The following is an 18265-nucleotide window of genomic DNA, read 5'->3' as shown; positions in this document are numbered from 1 at the left end:
GGACCGGAAAAATATAGTGCAATACTTTCTGATACGGGTGAACGGGCTGTTATCGACTTCGGCCTGTGCAGGTGGGCCGGCCTGTTCGCCGACGACCACGTTCGGTCGGGCCGGCAACGGGCTCACGCGGTCGGGTTTGGGCCAGGCCGCCGGCCGTTCCCCCTTGAGAAAACGGCGGATTCCGCCGAGTGCCACGGCCTGCAGGAAGAAGACCTGGGCCGCGAGACGTAGCGGCGCAGGCGGGTTCCCGCCCCTGATCACCGTCAGCAGGCTGCCCGCTCCCGCGAGGTTACCGGCCAGGAACAGCCGTGCGATCCGGCTGTGGCGGGCTGCGGGAACGCTGACCGCGATCAGCATGGCGTGGGCCATCGGCCCGAAGGACGACCGGACGAGCCGGTGCCCCCACAGCTGCGGGGTGACCGGTAGGGCACCTGGCACCAGCGCCTCCCGGCGGCGCCAGAGCATGTCGAGGTTGCCGGCCACCACCCGGGTCCGCCGTTCCCACTCCTCGCTGTACGTGGCGCTGGGGGTCTCGACCGAGTACGCGGACGGCTCATAGACGACCCGCAGGCCGGCCTCGGTGATGTCGAGAGCGAGCCAGGCATCGTCCACCGCGACGTCTGGGGGCAGCGTCTGGAAGACCTCCCGGCGGAACGCGAGCATCTCGCCGACGACGCCGATGGTCTGCCCGATGGCCGACTCGCACTGTTTGAGCCAGGACTCGAATTTCCAGTAGAAGCCCTGGCCGCCGGCAGGGTCCTCGACCCTCTTCTCACCGGCCACGGCACCGACGGTCGGGTTGCGGAAATGCCGCGCCGCGGCCCGCAGGGAACCGGGAGCCAACCCCGCGTTCGCATCCGAGAGCACGACAATGTCGTGACTCGCGGTGGCGACCCCCCGGTTGACGGCCTCGCACTTGCCCAGCCGCACGCCGGCTGACAGCACCGTGACGCCGGGCCGTCGAGCCGCCTGCGCGGTGGCGGGGTCGTCCGCGACGATGATTATTTCCAGTGGACCCGGATATCCGGCGGCGGACAGTTCATCGACCTTCTTTCTGATCACCGTCGCCTCGCGGTATGCCGAGACGACCACGGTCATCGACGGCCAGACCTCGGGATCTTCCGGCTCCTCGGTCCGGTGGCTACGGCTTTTCAGTGCGACGTAAAGCGGGTACAAAGCGTGGCCGTACATTGCTGTCGCTCCAAGTGCTGTTATCGCGACTCTACGTCCAGTACTGCGTACTCCCATCATGGAGACCACCGTAACCTGTGTTCTTGGGGTAACCATTCGGAGTCATTGACCTCGAATGTCGCGCCTTCGCTGTGGGTGCGGACATGCCTCGGCCGGTCGCTCGTAACGCGTCCAGGTGCGATGTCCGAGTGAACTGACGTAGGGGAGCGGCTGATGGCTGGCACAGAGCACTGGATCGTTGCGGTCGAAGAGCCGTTCCTACCCGCGGACGCCGGTGGCCGGGTGGAGACGTTGATGTTTCTGACTGCCGCATCGGCGGCCGGGATCGGGTTGCGGGTGCTCGTCCCAACACCGAAGGCGCTCGACCTGGCTGCCTACCAGGCGGCGCTGCCAGGCGCTGTGGTCATCGAGCTGCCGCGTAACCTGACTCCGCTGGCGCATCTCAGGCTGCGGCCGTATGCCTACACCTCACGCCCGCTCGGCGCCCTGGCGCGTGTTCTTGCCGTCACACCGCCATCCGCCGATGCTGTGATCAGCTACAGCTGCCGGGTCGCACACCTGGGCGAACAGGTTGCCCGCGCATGGCGCATCCCGCACCTCGTTCGTGCCCACAACATCGACTCGGAGTACTTCCGGGCGTTGGCGGGCGCTGCCACGGGGCCGCGGGCGGTGGCCTACGAACTTGAATATCGCAAGCTCCGCAGGGCCGAGCGTGTTCTGCACAGCTCGCCGACCGTGACCTGTATCGCGGATATCTCCGTGGACGACCATGCCTGGCGCAGGGAGCGCTGTGGTGCGCGCGCGATCCACCTGCCGCCCTTCCTGCCCGCCCAGGTGGCCACGGCGTCCGCCGCACATGTCGTGACCGAGCGCGACCCTGGCCGGTTGCTGTTCATCGGATCGCTGGACACCCCGACCAACACCGAGGCGCTGCGGTGGTTCCTCACGGTTTGCTGGCCGACCGTCCGCGTCCGACACCCGCAGGCCTCGCTCCAGGTCGTCGGCCGGCGGGGGGACCCCGGGCTGGTGGCCTGGTTGCGAGGTCACGACCGGGTCAGCGTCCACACCGATGTCACCAGCGTGCAGGGATACATCGCCGGCGCGGCGGTCTCGCTGAACCCGATGCGATCGGGCTCCGGGGTCAACATCAAGGTGGTCGAGGCGATGGCGGCTGGGGTTGCGGTGGTGAGCACCCGGGTCGGCGGCCGTGGCCTCGGGTGGGTACCAGGGCGTGACCTGCTGATCGCGGACGACTCCACCGGGTTCACCGAAGCGGTCTGCAGGCTGCTGGACGCGCCCGGGTTGGCCGAGCGGATCGGCGCGTCCGGCCACGCGTTCGTCGCCCGTGAGCTCGACCGGGACATCCTGCTGGAGCGGATGCGGTCGGCTATGGCGCGGGTGGCCCGGCCAGGAGCCCCCTGAGATATGAGCGGTGTTCGGCCGCGGCGGCCGGGTTGCGGCGCGCCCATGACAGCAGCGTGCGGCCCGCGTATCCGGCCACGAGCATCGCCTGCATCTGCCGCACCCGTCTCGGGGTGTTGTGCATGGCCAGGTAGTTCATCATGGACGCGCCGCGCATCTGCAGCATCCAGATCTTCGGTGCGCCCGAACCACCCGCGCTGTGCGGCACCAGCAGATCCGTCCGCAGCCGCTGGCGCAGGCCGGCTTCACGGACCCGCCGTCCCAGCGCCATGTCTTCGTTGTAGACGAAGAAACTTTCGTCGAATCCGCCTACAGTAAGAAATGTTTCGCGCCGGACGGCCATGCAGGCCCCGGTGAGCCAGTCGACGTTCATCGGGCGGCCGGGCTCGGGGCGGGCGAACAGGCCGACGGTCGGGGCAATCTTGTGCGCTCCGATCACGTGCATGAGGACCCGACGAGGCGTCGGCTCCCAGCCGCCGTTGCCCAGCTCCGGCCGGTTGTCCGGGCCTGTCATCGTGGCGGCGCTGGCGGCGAGGCCGGGATCATTGCGGACGTCGTCCACGAGCTTGATCATGATTTCAATTGATGGTCGGCTGTCCGGGTTTCCGAAGATCAGATATTCGTGGTGCGACGTCCGCACCCCCATGTTCGCGGCCTTGGCGAACCCCTTGCCGCCACCGGAGTTCACATAACGACCGCACGGCATGTCCGCAACGAGTTCGTCGACACGGTCCGCGCCGCAGGCGTTGTCGACAATCACGATCGGGATGTTCGCGGGCAGGCTGGCGAGCATCTGTTCGAGTTGATCTCGGCTGTGATAGCTGACGAGCACAAGCTCGAACGGCCATTCCTGTTGACCGTCGGGGGATATCACCGTGACTGACTGTACGTTGTGCACTCTGCGAGTGTGCCATATCACTGCAGGTGTTTGCTGGCCGCTCTCGGGTTCGATTGACGTGATGATCCGACTGAAGTGGGTATCCCCCAACGGGGTTCGCCGCCCGGCGGCTCCGGCGGCTTCGGCGGCTCCGGCGGCTCCGGCGCGAGGAGGACACGCGGATGAAGGTGCTTGTCACCGGTTCCGAGGGTTACCTGGGCGCCCTGGTCGCACCCGAGCTGATGCGTGCCGGCCACGGGGTCCTCGGCCTGGATACGGGCTACTACAAGTTCGGCTGGCTCTACCGGGGTGCCGACCGTAGCCCGCAGACCCTCGACAAGGATCTACGCCGTGTCACGATCGAGGATCTGGCCGGTGTGGACGCGATCGTGCATATGGCCGAACTGTCCAACGACCCGCTGGGTGAACTCGCACCGGAGGTCACCTACAAGGTCAACCACGAGGGTTCCGTCCGACTGGCGACGCTCGCGAAACATGCCGGGGTGTCCCGGTTCGTCTATATGTCGTCGTGCAGCGTGTATGGCGTCGCGGCGGGCCTCAACGTCACCGAGACCGCCGTTCTGAACCCGCAGACGCCGTACGCACGCTGCAAGGCTCGGGTCGAACGCGATGTCGCGTCCCTGGCAGGCGAGGATTTCTCGCCCACGTTCCTGCGTAACGCCACCGCGTACGGCGCGTCTCCCCGGATGCGGTTCGACATCGTGCTCAACAACCTCTGCGGAGTCGCCTGGACAGCCGGCGAGATCGCGATGACCAGCGACGGGACGCCGTGGCGTCCGCTGGTCCACGGCCTGGACATCGCCAAGGCCATCCGGTGCGTGCTTGCCGCGCCACGTGAGCTCATCCACAACGAGGTGTTCAATGTCGGCAGCAGCACGCAGAACTATCAGATCAAGGAGATCGCGGACGCGGTCGCGAGCGTCTTCACCGGTTGTCGGCTGAGCTTCGGTGCCAACGGCGGGGACACCCGCAGCTATCGGGTCGACTTTGACAAGATCAATGATGCGCTTCCCGGCTTCTCCTGCGACTGGGATGCCCCGCTGGGGGTCAGGCAGTTGCACGACGTCTTCGCGCGCATCCAGCTTGCCGGGGAGACGTTCACGGGTCGCGGGCACATCCGGATCAAGCAGCTCCAGTATCTGATCGACACCGGCCAGGTCGATGACGATCTATTTTGGACGTATTGATGATCATAATGTCGACCGAGCTGGCCGGGGTCTTCGTCGTGGATGCCGAGCCGTTACCCGACTCCCGCGGTCTTTTCGCCCGGACCTTCTGCGCACGCGAGTTCGTCGCGGCGGGCCTGGCGCCCGAGGTGGCCCAGTGCAGCGTCGCCTTCAACCACATCGCCGGGACGATCCGTGGGATGCACTGGGCGGCGCAGCCGGTGCGGGAGACCAAGCTCGTGCGCTGTACCCGTGGGGCCATGTTCGACGTTGCCGTGGACGTCCGCCCCGGGTCACCGACCTACCTTCACCACGTCGCCGTCGAGCTCACCGCGGACAACCGCCGGGCCCTGTTCGTTCCGGCTGGTCTGGCCCACGGGTACCAGACGCTCGTCGACGCCACCGAAGCGACCTACCAGATGAACGTACCCTTCGAACCCGGCCATGACCGCGGTGCCCGCTACGACGACCCGCGGTTTGCAATCCGCTGGCCGCTGACTGCTACGGTCGTCTCCGCCAAGGACCGTGCCTGGGCGCTGCTCGATGAGCCACCGGTTGCCGCCGGCTGACCGGTGGTGGGGTTCATCACCCGTGGTAGGCGGTCCGTCATTCGCGCGGGCGCCACAGCCATCCGACCCAAAGCCATCGATCATACCTAAAGCCATAGATCGTACCTAAAGCCATAAATACCATGCACGAGGGGACCGCATGTCAACCGAGCACGCCGGCCAGTCAGTGACCCGTGGACAGGCCGTGGCCGTGCCGGTCACGGCCTGCCGCTCGTGCGGTGGGCCGTCGCCGCGCCCGTTCCTGACGCTTGGATGTACTCCCATCGCCAACCGGCTGCTGCGGCCCGACGACCTCGCCGGGCAGGAGCCGGTCTTCCCGCTGGAAATCGGCTTCTGCGAGTCGTGCGCACTGGTCCAGCTCACCCATGCCCTGCCGGCGGAGGAGATTTTCGACGCGGACTATCCGTATTATTCATCGTTTAGTGACACGCTCTGCCGGCATGCCGAAAAGCATGTGATCGATCTGATCGCCAGCCACAACCTCGGTCCCGGCAGTCTCGTCGTGGAGATCGCGAGCAATGACGGTTACCTGTTGCGGGCCTTCGTCGAGCGGGGGATTCCGGTGCTCGGTATCGAACCGTCACCGGGTCCAGCGGCGGCGGCCCGTAAGATCGGTGTGCCGACCCGTGCGGAGTTCTTCGGCGCAGACCTCGCCCGGGCGCTGGTTGCCGATGGTCTGCGCGCGGACGTCATCATCGCGAACAACGTGCTCGCGCACGTACCTGATCTGAACAGTTTCGTCGCGGGGATGTCAATCCTGCTCGCGGACGACGGAATCATCACCGTGGAGAACCCGGGTGTGGGGGCGCTGCTTGCCAACACCGAGTTCGACACGGTCTACCATGAACATTTCTGTTACTTTTCCACAATCGCCGTGGACACCCTCATGCGTCGCCACGGACTCAGCATCGTCGAGGTGGCGGAGTTTCCCGAACTTCACGGTGGCACGCTGCGCTGGCGGCTGCGGCGGGCCGCGGCCGATCGGGAGTCGCCGCAGGTCCGGGAGCGCCTTGAACGTGAACGCGCGGCCGGCCTGGACACCTTCGAGCGCTACGCCGGCTTCGGTGCTGATGTGCGCGAGCTCCAGGCCGAACTGCTTGCTCTGCTGCGAGAGCTGGCCGGACAAGGCCGGACGGTGGCCGGCTACGGCGCCGCTGCCAAGGGCGCCACCCTGCTGAACTCGAGCGGCATCACCACCGATCTCGTCCAGTACGTGGTCGATCGCAACGTCCACAAGCAGGGCAAGTACATCCCGGGGGCGCGTACGCCGATCCTCGCCCCGGCGGTCCTGGCCGAGCGCAGACCCGACTACCTGCTCCTGCTGGCCTGGAATGTCCGGGACGAGATCATGGAGCAGCAGGCCGCCTTCGCCCGGCGTGGCGGCAAGTTCATCGTGCCTGTTCCTCGACCGGTCGTTTGCTGACACCGGACCACGGCCGACGGCGACAGGGCAGCGGCGTAGCCTCCGGGCGGTCCAAGGCCATGTGGACGCTGGGCGACCAGGTCATCTCCAGCGGGACCAACGCGCTCATCGCCTTCGCGGTCGCCCGCCGGGTTTCGGCGGGCCAGTTCGGCGCGTTCTCGATCGCCTTCGCGCTGTTCGCGCTGGTCGTCGGGTTCTCCCGGGCGGCTGGCACATCACCGTTGGGCATGAAGTATGCCGACGCCGCCCCGCGGATCTTCCGGGCGGCGGGCGCCGCGGCGACCGGCACGGCGCTGGTTCTCGGCATGATCACCGGTGGATGTCTGGTAGCCGTCGGTGCGGTGCTGGGCACCACGGTCGGTGCGGCGATAGCCGCGATGGGTCTGGTCATGCCGGGCCTGCTCCTGCAGGATGCGTGGCGTTACGTGTTCATCGCCGAAGGCAGGCCCGCGAAGGCCGCCGTGAACGACATGGTGTGGACCGTGATCCAATTGGGCGGCGTGTTCTTCCTGCTCCGTCATGGCGTCGGGTCGTCCGCGACGTATCTGCTCGTCTGGGGTGGAGCCGCCGCGGCGGCAGCCCTGGTGGGGATCGTCCAGTCCGGCTTCTGGCCCGCACCGGTCAGGTCCCGTGAATGGATCAGACGGCACCGCGAGGTCGCGGGCTACATGAGCGCCGAGTACATCACTGTTCAGGGTGCCCAGCAGGGGTCGACACTGCTGATCGGCGTATTCGGCACCGCGATCGCGGTCGGCGCGCTGCGTGGGGTCCAGACCCTCCTCGGCCCGACCACGATTCTCGCCGTCGGCATCATCAGTTTTGCGATTCCGGAGTTCTCCCGTCGGCGGGATATGTCCGCCCGCGCCCGCATTCGATCCGCGACCATGCTTTCATGTCTGGTCGTCGGTGCCGGCGTGCTGTGGGGCGCGTTGTTCCTTCTTGTTCCCGACCGCGTGGGCGTCGCGTTGCTGGGTGACACGTGGGCGCAGACCCGTGGCATACTCGTTTTGACAATCATCCAGCAGGCGGGGGCGGCTGCCACGGTCGGTCCGGCGTGCATGCTTTATGCGCTTGGCCAGCCCAAGCTCACTTTCCGCGCCCACTGTGTGCTCGCGCCGGCCCTGTTCGTTTTCCCGGTCGCCGGTCTGGCGCGCTACGGTTTGCAAGGGGCCGTCGTCGGGTACATCATCGCTTTCTGGATGACCGTGCCGTTGTGGTTCGTGCTGCTGCACCGAGCCGCGCACCGGGCCGAGGTTCCAACCCGTGACCTGCTCGGGTCTGGCGAGAAGGCCGGGTCCAGAGGGCCAGAGGCGATGCGGACGGTATGTTGACCGGTCGGCATCGTCGGGGCGGGCGGTGAGATATCGTGAGTTCGCGGTGAGACTGCACATCATCTATCGATCCGTCGGCAGCGAGAACCGCAAGGACCGACCGGACTTCTACAACAAGTCCCTTGCGCTGGCGTCACTGTTGCGCGCGGTGGACAATGTCGATATTGAGACCGAGCTTGTCTTCGTCAACGACGGGCCGGTTCCCGCCGGCCGCCTGGAGATGATGTCGGAAGCGGGCGAGGTTCTCAGTGTCCGTTGCGGCAGCAACCGGTCGTCATACCGGTGGGTGCTGCGACTACCTCGGCAGCGGGGCTGGTCACCAGCCGATCTTGTCTGGTTCTCCGAGGACGACTACCTCTATACCGGTGCGAGCCTGCGCGATCTCGTCCGGGCCGCGAACGAGCTGGACCGCGCCGATTACTTCACTCTCTACAGCTCGATGCGTTTTGATCCCGCGGCCACCCGATGCTCGCCGTTGATCAGTTCGGCGACCCGCTCCCAGGGTGATCCCGATGCGGTCCTGCTGGGCACGGCGCGCTGGTACCGGGCGGTGAGCGCCACCAGCACGTTCGGGGCCCGGCTCGGGGCGGTGCTCGCCGACGAGCGACTGTTGCGTACCTCCCCGTTCCTCGGCGAGGCATGGGACCAGGCCACCTGTCTGGCCTACCAGGGATACCGGCCGTTCGGCCTGCGGGAACTCGCTGGCGGCAGGCCGGATCCCGGGCACATGGGGCGGTCTCGGGCCGCGGCTCGCCGGGTCGCGCTGATCGGCGTACGGACCGCCGCCAACGCTGTCACACTTGCGCGGCCGCAACACGCGCGGCGGACCCTGGTGGCACCTGATCCAGATCTGGTCACGCATATGGAGCAGCGGTTCCTGGCACCTGGCACCGACTGGGCCGCTGTGGCTACGGCGGTCGAGCACTGGTCACGCAGTCGTGGTCAGGAGACGTCGTGGGCCCCGAAACCGGGGGCCTGACAGGAGCCTGTTTCACAGCAGGTTCCAGGAGATGACCAGGGGGTTTGCGCAGCTGTGCACCGACGTTTCGGGGCACCCGGTTGCGACTGTGCGCAACGAGCTATGCTCACAAGCTGGCTCCGTCGCCATGGAATTGTGTGCGCGGTGGACGGGTCTTGGCCAAAGGATGCGCGATCATGGTTCTGCGCGTATCCGGCGGCCGCGATAGGGAGTCTTGGCCAAAGGATGCGCGATCATGGTTCTGCGCGTATCCGGCGGCCGCGATAGGGAGTCTTGGCCGAAGGATGCGCGATCATGGTTCTGTGCGCATCCGGGCCATCAGAAACAGGGGGCTGCGATGTTTTCGCGATCCGGGTGGCACGAGGGCGGCCGATCCCTTCGTTCCCGTGGGATCTTCGAGGTGCTGATCTCACCTGAGGCGAGGGGCGCGCGCAGGTGACCCCGGTTGCGCAGCCGTCAGCGGAGGCGACCCGGGGCCTTGCGGGGGTGTCCCTGCTGCGGGTCCTGGGACGCCGCTGGTTGGCGATTGTCATCGCGGTGGTTATCGGCGCGGCGCTGACGCTCATCCTTGCCAAGCGGCAGGCTCCGGTGTATCAGGCGACGGGCCGGGTGTTCCTGAGCACCTCCGACGCGGCGCTCGGCGGGGGCTCGGTCGATGCCACCCGGGTCGTCCAGACCCAGGCCCAGTTCGCCGCCTCCACCGCGGCTCAGGACCTGATCGCCGAACAGCTCAAGGTGTCGCGGCCCTATGTGGCCAAACGGGTGAAGGTCACGCCGTCGGCGGGAGGCTACTTTTTCACGATCGTCGGCAGCGGCGGCACCGACGAGCAGTCGGTGCGGTTGGTCCAGGCTACCGAGAGCGCCTATCAGCAACTTCTCTCCCAGTATGGGGCGGACAGCAGTGGCGCTGTCGATCGGCTTACCAAGCTGCGGGACGAGACCTACAAGAACCTCCAGAGGCTGCAGGCCCAGCAGGCGGCTCTGCCTCGTAACGCGGACGAACAGGTTCTTGCCAGCCAGATCAGCAACCTCAACTCACAGATCGCCGATCTCAACCGACGGATTCCCGAGGCACAGGTCAACGCCGCGTTGAGGGCCGGTTCGGTGACGCTGGCCGAAGCTCCGCGTTCTGATGGCAAGGTCGCACCGCAGCTGTTCCGTGACGCTCTGGTTGGCGCGTTGGTCGGGATGTTCCTGGCGGCGGCAGTGGTCTGGTGCGCCTATCTGCGCCGGCCAACGGTTCTCGACGGGCGCGGCGCGGCCCTTGCCCTTGATGCGCCATTTCTTGTGGAAATTCCCGATCGGCGCGGCAGCGGACTCCCGACCGACACGCTTGTCTCCGCCATGTCCGCGGTATTGGCACCAACCGTCAAAGTGGTGGCGCTCGTTCCGGCGATGCGAGGCGATCTGGGTGTCGATCTGGTGGCGGCCGTCTGCGCAAGCTGGTCAGACGATCAGGGAGTTGTGCTGATCATCGACGCCTCCCCGGAGCCCGACGTCCGCGCGACGTTGGAGCACCTACCTCGAGCGGTTTCCGGTGAGCTGCCCCGCTGGGCGCACGAGCCGACCTGCCTGGCCCGCTCATCCGGCACCGGACGAGGGCATCTGCTGTACAACCGGGTCGCGCCGGCCCGGGCCGCCCGGCCCGGTGGGCTCGCGCCCATCCTGGCGGACCGCGCACCCGTTGTCGATCTTGTCATCCTGTTGACGCCGGCGCTCAGCGAGCTTCCGACGACAGCGGTGTCCGCCGCGCAGGCGGATGCCATCATCGTTGTCGCCAGCGGCGATTCCCTGCTCAAGGAGCTGTCGCGGGTGCCGCGGCACTGGCCGGCCCTGGCGGGGCGGATCGTGGGCGTGGTCTTCGACGGCCGATCCGGCGTCCGTCGGTCCGCGCGCAATGCGGCGCCCGCGCGCGTCGCCGATGACGTTGTCGGCCCGATCGTGGGTGCCGGTGGTCGTGCTGCCTCCGCGCCGGGCGCATCGTCGAGGGCGTCGATGGACGCCGGGCGTCGCCGGCGCGGCGACAGGGAGACTACGGACAGATATGTCCGTCCCACCGGTAAGCATTGAGCGCCTGGACGGCGCTTGGCGGCACTTCGCGGTTGGCGGCACGGGTGGCTGACGCCCGGACCGTCGGCGCGACCAGAGGGGTCACACGGACCACCTGGTCGGCGCCGGATGGCTGTCCATGGTGACACGTTTGACAACCCGCATTCCACGGAGCTGGGTGATCCCTGAGCCGCCGGCGGCGGTGACCGACCCCGCCGCCGACCGCCGGACACTACGGCTGCTGACGGTGCTGCTGTTCGGTGAGGTCTTTCTCCAGCGGCTGGCGGTCCCGGTGGGTTCCACCCAGGTGCCACTGATGCTGCCGGGAGTTCTCGCCGGCGCCGTGGTGCTGCTCGCGTGGGGTGACCTCGCGGCCAACATGGGCCGAACCAGGGCCTACCTGATCGCCATGGCGGCGTGCGTCAGCGCGGCGTCGGTCGCGTTCATCCGGGGCCTTGACGACAATTCACTGACGTCGCTGCTCCTGCTGGTGGTGACCTATGCGCCGTTCTGCTATGGCCTGCGCGCCGACGTATCGGCGACGCTGTTCCCCCGGGTACTGGACCGTTTTGCGATCATGACGGCGGTACTGGCCGGACTCGCGGTGGCGCAGTTCGGCCTGCAGCTCGCGGGCTGGCACTACCGCGACATCATCGGCGGCATTCTCCCACCCGACCTGGTCATGCGGAACTTCAACACGTCATATCCGGTGGCCTACGGCTCCAACCTGTTCAAGGCGAACGCGTTCGTCTGCCTGGAGCCGTCCTTCTGTTCGCAGTTCCTCGCCATCGGTCTGGTCGTTTCGGTGTTGCGGGGTGTCCGCTGGTGGCGACTGCTGCTACTCGTCGTGGCCATCCTGGCCACGGTCTCGGGCACCGGGGTGATTCTGCTGGCCGCCGCGCTTGTGCTGCTCGCGGTCCACAAGGGACCTCGATTTGCGATCACGGCGGCGACGGGTCTCGCGCTGGTCGTGACCATCGTGAGCTTCACGCCGGCTGCGGATGTCTTCGCCGAGCGCGCCACCGAGACGTCCACGAGCAGTTCGAGTGGCAGCCTGCGTTTCGTCCAGCCCTACACCCGGACCTTCGACCGGCTCGGCGGCGATCCGTTGACCGTGCTCTTCGGCTCCGGTCCGGGCTGGTCCGACCGTGACGCCGACCAGTTCATGCACAACACCGGCCTGCCGTTGAACTATGCCATGCTGCCCAAGCTCGTCCTGGAATACGGCCTCGTCGGCGGGACGGCTTTCCTCGCACTCGTCGTGTTGGCGTTCGCGCGCGGATCCCCGTCGTTCGTCCTCTCCGGTGCGGTACTGGTCTTCTTCACGGTGCTGTCCAGCAGTCTGCTCAGCCCGGTTGTCGTCTACCTCGGGTTGCTCCTGGTGACCTGGTTCGCGCGCGACATCTGGTGACGCCCGGGCCTGGTCAGGTCAACAGACCGACCGCCGCGAGCGCGTCCGCCGCGTCCGCGACCGTGTCGAACGGCAGGTCCGCACGCTCGGCGATGTCAAGCATGCTGTTGGTGCCGTCGGCGAGGTTGAGGACCCACAGCAGGCCCATTTCGACCGCATCGCGCCCAAGGGTGGCGCCGATCGAGCGGTACAGACCCCGCCGTCCCAGCTGCGGCTCCCCGAACGGGGACGTGTTGGTCCAGGTCCGGTCCCGCTCGCAGATCTCGATCGTACGCATGATGATCGCGAAAGAGTCGCCAAGGCTTTCCGGCGTCACGAGGTCCATGTTGTCGGCGGAGGTGTGGTATTCCGGGTACTCGCCGTGCTGGCTGCGGCCGAAACGGCCTACCGGCAGGTTGAAACCGGGCGAGCAGAACTGGCGCTCGTCATACCCGTACGGAGAGAAGTCGACCACATGGTGCGGTCGATCAGTTTCTTTCAGCGCCCGCGTCGCGGCCCGGTCGATGACCGCGTCGCCGCGTCGGCTGCGTTTGTATGTCGGCTGTCCGCGGTCGCCGAGCCCGGTCAGCACGAGACCGTGCTCAACCTGTTCGACGGCGTGGCGGTTGTGGGCGAGCCACGTGATCGCCCCGATCGTCCCGGGGATGAACAGGATCCGGTAGGTCAGGCGCCGGGGCCGGTCCGCGAGTGCCCCGGCGAGCAGCGTCGCCATGGCGATACCGGAGGCGTTGTCGTTCGCCATGCCCGGGTGGCAGACGTGGGTGGTCAGGAGGAACTCGAGCGGACCGCTACCGGGCAGGAGGATCTCGGCGAAGGTCAGTGATCCGTCGGTGAGCGTCGTGTCGATGTGCACCTGGTACTCACCCTCGGCAAGCGCGCGCCGCTGCCGGTCGGGTAGGCAGAAACCCCAGGTCTCGCGGTAGTAGGAGGTGCGGTACGGCACCCAGTCGGGTCGGTCGGGCAAGGAATGCAGGTGCGGTGCCAGGTCGGGGAGGGCAAGCCGGGTGTATGTCGGTGCGCTGTAGTTCACCAGGTGCAGTGGATGGTCGGCGACATCAAGGATGCGCTGACCGTCCGGGCCGGCGAGCCATGCCTCCCGGACATTCCACTCCTTGGGCACCGTCCAGTCGAGCACCGGCGTGCCGGTGGGAATCTCACGTACGGTGAGGGGGACCGCCGGGTCAAGTGCCCGCCGGACCGTGGCCAGCGTTCTGCGTACGCCGTTGCCGGTGATGCTGCGCATCGCGGGGGTGAGCTCGGCGACCAGCTCGTACAGGTGCGTCCCGAGCGCACTGGTCGTCTCGTCGAGAATGCGCGACACGCGAACTCAACGTTTCCAGACGCACCAGGGTGCGGTGCCGGAGTCCCAGAGCTGGTTGAGTTCGGTCCAGTCCCGGTAGGTGTCCATACCCATCCAGAAGCCCTCGTGAGCGTGCAGCGTGAGTTGGCCCGCGTGCGCGAGTCGCTGTAGTGGCCGACGTTCGAGGAGTAGGTCGGGGTCGTCGTCCAGGTAGCCGTCAACGAACTCATGTTCGAAAACGAAGTACCCGCCGCTGACCCAGCCGGACGACGGCGGTTTTTCCGCGAATCCGGTGACCGTGTCGGCGACGGTGGCGAGTTCGCCGTAACGGCTGGACGGCCGGACCCCGGTCACCGTGCCGATTCGGCCTGCGCGTTCATGATCGACAAGTACGGCGGTGAGGTCGACCGTGCTGAGCCCATCGCCGTAGGTGAGCATGAATCTGGGCTCGGTCAGATATTCGCGTACCCGGGCCAGTCGTGCCCCGGTGCCGGTGAGTAGGCCCGTCTCGGCGAAGGTCACCTCCCAGTCCTCGTCGCCGGCCGCGTTGTGAAACGTCGGGGTGTGGTCGTCGGTGAGGTGCAGGGTGAAGTCCGCCACCTGCGCACGGTAGTTCAGGAAGTAGTTTTTGATCGAGTCGCTCTTGTAACCCAGACACAGGATGAAACGGCGAAATCCATAATGTCCGTATGTCTTCATGATGTGCCAGAGGATCGGCTTGCCACCGATGTCGACCAGTGGTTTGGGAAGTTTCTCGCTCGCCTCGCGCAACCTGGTGCCCATCCCGCCGCACAGGATGACGACCGGAATATCCGGCACATCACAGCTTATCCATGACTGTTCATTACCGGCGGGTTTGGTATCTGTTGTCACGACTTCTTCTTTTCTCCCGTGATCGACCCGGTGGCCGCCCGGAGCGGAATACGTGGCACGGTTGTTCCCGCGCAGGGCTGGCCGTATTCCTGGCAACGCTCACCGGAATGGGCCGCGGGTGGCGGCCACCACGATCGGACGCCAGCCTTGATCGTCACGGACGCCGGTGCGGGCCCGGCCGGGCTGCCCGCCGTCCGTCGGTTCCCCTTCGTTACAGTTCGCGGGGTATCCGACGTCGCATTAAACGTTTTCGTTGACTGCGATGATCTTCGGCGATTCGTGACTGCGTGATCGAAGATCATTAAATGGTCAAAGGGTGCACGATCATGGTTCTCTTCGGGCGCCCGGCGGCCCCGGACGGTATGGGGGTGGGTGGGTGCGGCGTGGTCGGTTGGACCAACGACTCCTTCCCGTTGCCGGCGTCATCATCGCCGCGGTCCTCGCGTTGACCGCCTGGCGGTTGACCCCGGCCGGAGCGCACCAGGCCGGGTCAGACCCGCCAGGCACGCCACCGGTGTCCGCAGGCGGCCTGGGCGCAGCGGCCCCGACCAGCGCGTCGGCTACGGCAACGGCCACGGCAACGGCCACGGCCACGACGGGTGCTGGTGCTGGAACCACGGTCGGCGGAGATGAAGCTGCCGCGGCGCCGGTGCCACGGGTCGCACCGGCAACTCATCTCGGCCCCTTCCCGAGCGGTGTGGCCGCCGGGACGCTTGCCGAGGCGAACGCGTGGGCGACCTTTCGCGGCCGGCCCAACGACGTGGTGGTCACCTACACCGACCGGTCTAGCTGGCACACGATCGTCCGCCCGTGGATCGGACGAGACCGCAACCACTTTGCCGGATTCCCCGGCAGCTGGGTTATCAGTCAGCCATTATTCCCGGAGTCCGGACCGGAAAGGGGCAACCTGGCGGACTGTGCCGCGGGCGCGTACGACGGCTACTGGCGCGATTTCGGACTCTGGCTGGTGGCAAAGGGGCGCGGCAGTTCGTTCGTCCGGCTGGGGTGGGAGTTCAACGGCACGGGGTTCGCGTGGTCCGCGGTCAATCCCATATTGTGGATCACGTGCTACCGTAATGCCGCGTCCGCGATCCGGCGGACCGACGCACAGGTTCGCCTCGACTGGAACCTCAACGCGCACGGGTCGGTCGGCGTGGCTGACGCGTTCGAGCTGTATCCGGGGGACGCCTATGTCGATGTCATCGGCATAGATGCCTACGATCAGTATCCGCCGAGTGTTGACCCGGCGACTTTTGACGCACAGTGTAACGGTCTCGACGGACTGTGCGGAGTGGTCCGCTTCGCCCGGTTGCACAACAAGCTGTTCTCGGTGCCGGAGTGGGGGGTGGTGGCGAAAGAAGGCTCGAAGGCCGGGCCGCTCGGCCAGGCCGGCGGTGACAACGCCCTGTTCATCGCGAAGATGTACCAGGTATTTGTTGATAATGCCGATATACTCGCCTATGAGGCATATTTCAACGAGGACAGGGCTGGCAACGTCCGGTCCGCACTGATCAACCCGACCGTGAACCCGGTGGCCGCCCGTGAGTACCAACGCCTGTGGTAGCGACGTCCGGACAAGGGAACCTACGGTCAGGAGGGTCGTGGCGCGGCCAGTGCACGGTGGTGGGAGCACGGCCGTCGGGGTGGGGGATCCCTCGGCGGGTAAGGTTGGGCATAACGCCTCGCGCGCTGGCGTCGCGAGGTGCTTCGTGAGGACGCTCCGGTGCGCGGCCAGCGACCGGGTTTGCGACGTCGTGTCCGTCTGTAAGATTGCGTCGTTCTTCGAGAGGCTCGGGACGCACCTATGACCCTCGCCCCGCTGTTGGACGTTCTGACCGCCAGCCCGGGTGCTGATCCGGCCCTGGCCCGTGCCATCGCCTCGGTCGGTGAGCTCCGGCTTGACCTGTCGGCGCCGGCTGCGCTGCGGCCGTTCGCCGCTGCCGCACTCGCGGGCCGGGGTGGTCGGACGGTGCTCGCCGTGACCGCAACCGGTCGAGAAGCAGACGATCTTGCTGCCGCGCTGTCGAGCATGATTGATCCCGCCTCGGTCGCGGTGTTTCCGAGCTGGGAGACCCTGCCGCACGAACGACTGTCCCCGCGGGCCGACACGGTCGGGCTCCGGCTTGCCGTGCTGCGCCGCCTGGCACATCCGCACAGTACCGGCCAGCGGCCGCTGTCGGTTGTGGTCGCGCCGGTCCGGGCTGTCCTGCAGCCGCAGGTCGCCGGGCTCGGTGACCTGGAACCGGTGTCATTGCAGGTCGGTGACAGCGCCGATCTCAACGACGTGGTGGAGAAGCTGGTCGGGGTCGCCTACCATCGGGTCGATCTGGTGGAGCGGCGTGGCGAGATTGCGGTCCGTGGCGGCATCCTCGACATCTTTCCGCCCACGGAGGAACATCCGCTGCGGGTTGAATTCTTCGGCGACGAGGTTGAGGACATCCGGCCGTTCTCCGTGGCTGATCAGCGGGCGCTGACCGATACCGGAGATGCCGACGGTGGCCGTCACCGGCTGTTCGCGCCGCCCTGCCGGGAGCTGCTGCTCACGCCCGAGGTCCGGGCCCGGGCCCGGGAACTTGCCGCAAAGCATCCCGAGATCCTTGACATTCTTGACAAGATCGCGGATGGCACTCCCGTCGACGGCATGGAGGCGCTCGCGCCGGTGCTGTCCGACCGGATGGTGCTGATGCTCGACGAACTACCCGCCGGAACGCATGTGCTGGTGTGCGACCCGGAGCGTGTCCGTGCCCGCGCCGCCGAGCTGGTGCGCACCAGCCAGGAGTTTTTGGAGGCGTCCTGGAGCACGGCCGCGCTTGGCGGCAGTGCGCCGATCGACCTCGGCGCGGCTGCCTACCGCTCGATCGCGCAGGTCCGCCAGCGTGCCGCCGAGATCGGCCTGCCGTGGTGGTCGGTCAGCCCCTTCAACGTCGGTAGCGGTGCCAGCGAGGAAGATCTTGACGATAACTCCGTCGTCTCAAGCCTGCGCCCGGCTACCTCGTATCACGGTGACACGGCGCAGGCTGTCGCTGACATCAAGGGCTGGCTGGCGGACTCTTGGCGCGTCCTGTTGATTACTGAGGGACATGGGCCGGCTCAGCGGCTGGTCGAACTGCTGCGGGATGCCGATCTCGGCGCTCGTCTCACCGACGACGCCAATCTTTCCCGCGGTGTCGCCACGGTCACCTGCGGTCAGTTGGGGACCGGTTTCGTCAGCGATCTGCTGGGGCTCGCCGTCCTGACTGAGACCGACCTCGCCGGTCAGCGCGGCGTGACCACCCGGGACATGCGCCGGATGCCGCACCGCCGCCGCAAGGGCATCGACCCGCTGGCGTTGCGTTCCGGTGACCTGGTCGTCCACGACGCCCACGGGGTCGGCCGCTACGTCGAGATGGTCACCCGGACCGTTGCCGGTGCAACCCGCGAGTACCTCGTTCTGGAATATGCCAAGGGTGACCGCCTCTACGTCCCGACCGACCAGCTTGAACAGGTCACCCGCTATGTCGGTGGCGAAGGTCCGAGCCTTGACCGTATCGGCGGCGGGGACTGGGCCAAACGCAAGGGACGCGCCCGCAAGGCCGTCAAGGAGATCGCCGGCGAACTCATCCGTTTGTACAGCGCACGGATGGCCGCGCCGGGGTACGCCTATGGGCCGGACA

Annotated in this window: 14 protein-coding genes; 10 read left to right on the top strand and 4 right to left on the bottom strand. The window is 67.1% G+C overall.

The window, feature by feature from the left end; translation table 11 throughout:
* The coding region (locus U9977_RS13295) for a glycosyltransferase (protein WP_416210593.1) at positions 1-1251 on the bottom strand (1251 nt) is incomplete at its 3' end.
* Between the two features lie 153 nt (positions 1252-1404).
* Between U9977_RS13295 and U9977_RS13290 the strand changes: the two genes are divergently transcribed.
* On the top strand, positions 1405-2613 hold the full coding sequence (locus U9977_RS13290) for a glycosyltransferase (protein WP_322749558.1): 1209 nt from the start codon (positions 1405-1407) through the stop codon (positions 2611-2613).
* Here U9977_RS13290 and U9977_RS13285 read toward each other — a convergent pair.
* Positions 2579-3487 (bottom strand): glycosyltransferase family 2 protein, encoded by a 909-nt coding sequence (locus U9977_RS13285; protein WP_322749557.1) that lies wholly within the window; start codon positions 3485-3487, stop codon positions 2579-2581. The genes U9977_RS13290 and U9977_RS13285 overlap by 35 nt on opposite strands.
* Before the next feature lie 185 nt (positions 3488-3672).
* On the opposite strand from U9977_RS13285, the gene U9977_RS13280 reads away from it, so the two are divergent.
* The 7 genes from U9977_RS13280 to U9977_RS13250 all read left to right on the top strand — a co-directional run bounded on the left by U9977_RS13280 (position 3673) and on the right by U9977_RS13250 (position 12439).
* Positions 3673-4698 carry an SDR family oxidoreductase gene (locus U9977_RS13280; RefSeq protein ID WP_322749556.1) on the top strand — a complete coding sequence of 342 codons (1026 nt, stop codon included), beginning with the start codon at positions 3673-3675 and terminating at the stop codon, positions 4696-4698.
* Positions 4698-5246 (top strand): dTDP-4-dehydrorhamnose 3,5-epimerase family protein, encoded by a 549-nt coding sequence (locus U9977_RS13275; RefSeq protein WP_322749555.1) that lies wholly within the window; start codon positions 4698-4700, stop codon positions 5244-5246. Before U9977_RS13280 ends, U9977_RS13275 begins: the two co-directional genes overlap by 1 nt.
* A 139-nt stretch (positions 5247-5385) precedes the next feature.
* Positions 5386-6669, top strand: a complete 1284-nt coding sequence (locus U9977_RS13270) for a class I SAM-dependent methyltransferase (protein ID WP_322749554.1) — start codon at positions 5386-5388, stop codon at positions 6667-6669.
* 59 nt (positions 6670-6728) lie between these two features.
* Entirely contained in the window at positions 6729-8000 is a 1272-nt protein-coding gene (locus U9977_RS13265; RefSeq protein WP_322749553.1) for a hypothetical protein, read from the top strand.
* Positions 8001-8046: 46 nt separating this feature from the next.
* Entirely contained in the window at positions 8047-8979 is a 933-nt protein-coding gene (locus U9977_RS13260; RefSeq protein ID WP_322749552.1) for a hypothetical protein, read from the top strand.
* A gap of 435 nt (positions 8980-9414) precedes the next feature.
* A complete protein-coding gene (locus U9977_RS13255; protein ID WP_322749551.1) occupies positions 9415-11049 on the top strand; it encodes a lipopolysaccharide biosynthesis protein in 1635 nt (544 codons plus the stop codon).
* Positions 11050-11206: 157 nt separating this feature from the next.
* The gene (locus U9977_RS13250) at positions 11207-12439 is read left to right on the top strand and encodes a hypothetical protein (RefSeq protein ID WP_322749550.1); all 1233 of its coding nucleotides are present in this window, start codon (positions 11207-11209) and stop codon (positions 12437-12439) included.
* A 13-nt stretch (positions 12440-12452) separates the two neighbouring features.
* Here the strand turns inward: U9977_RS13250 and U9977_RS13245 are convergent, their stop codons facing one another.
* Both U9977_RS13245 and U9977_RS13240 read right to left on the bottom strand, forming a co-directional pair.
* Complete coding sequence (locus tag U9977_RS13245) at positions 12453-13760, bottom strand: DUF4910 domain-containing protein (RefSeq protein ID WP_322749549.1); 1308 nt, start codon at positions 13758-13760, stop codon at positions 12453-12455.
* 6 nt (positions 13761-13766) lie between these two features.
* Positions 13767-14612, bottom strand: a complete 846-nt coding sequence (locus U9977_RS13240) for a sugar phosphate nucleotidyltransferase (protein WP_322749548.1) — start codon at positions 14610-14612, stop codon at positions 13767-13769.
* Positions 14613-14988: 376 nt separating this feature from the next.
* Here U9977_RS13240 and U9977_RS13235 point away from each other — a divergent pair, with 376 nt between their 5' ends.
* Entirely contained in the window at positions 14989-16176 is a 1188-nt protein-coding gene (locus U9977_RS13235) for a glycoside hydrolase family 26 protein (RefSeq protein ID WP_322749547.1), read from the top strand.
* A gap of 240 nt (positions 16177-16416) precedes the next feature.
* A partial coding sequence (locus tag U9977_RS13230) for a CarD family transcriptional regulator (RefSeq protein WP_322749546.1) occupies positions 16417-18265 on the top strand: 1849 nt, incomplete at its 3' end.

Source organism: Protofrankia sp. Cas8 (assembly GCF_963555845.1).
Classification (GTDB): Bacteria; Actinomycetota; Actinomycetes; order Frankiales; family Frankiaceae; genus Protofrankia.
This window is presented reverse-complemented; position numbering and strand designations above follow the sequence as displayed.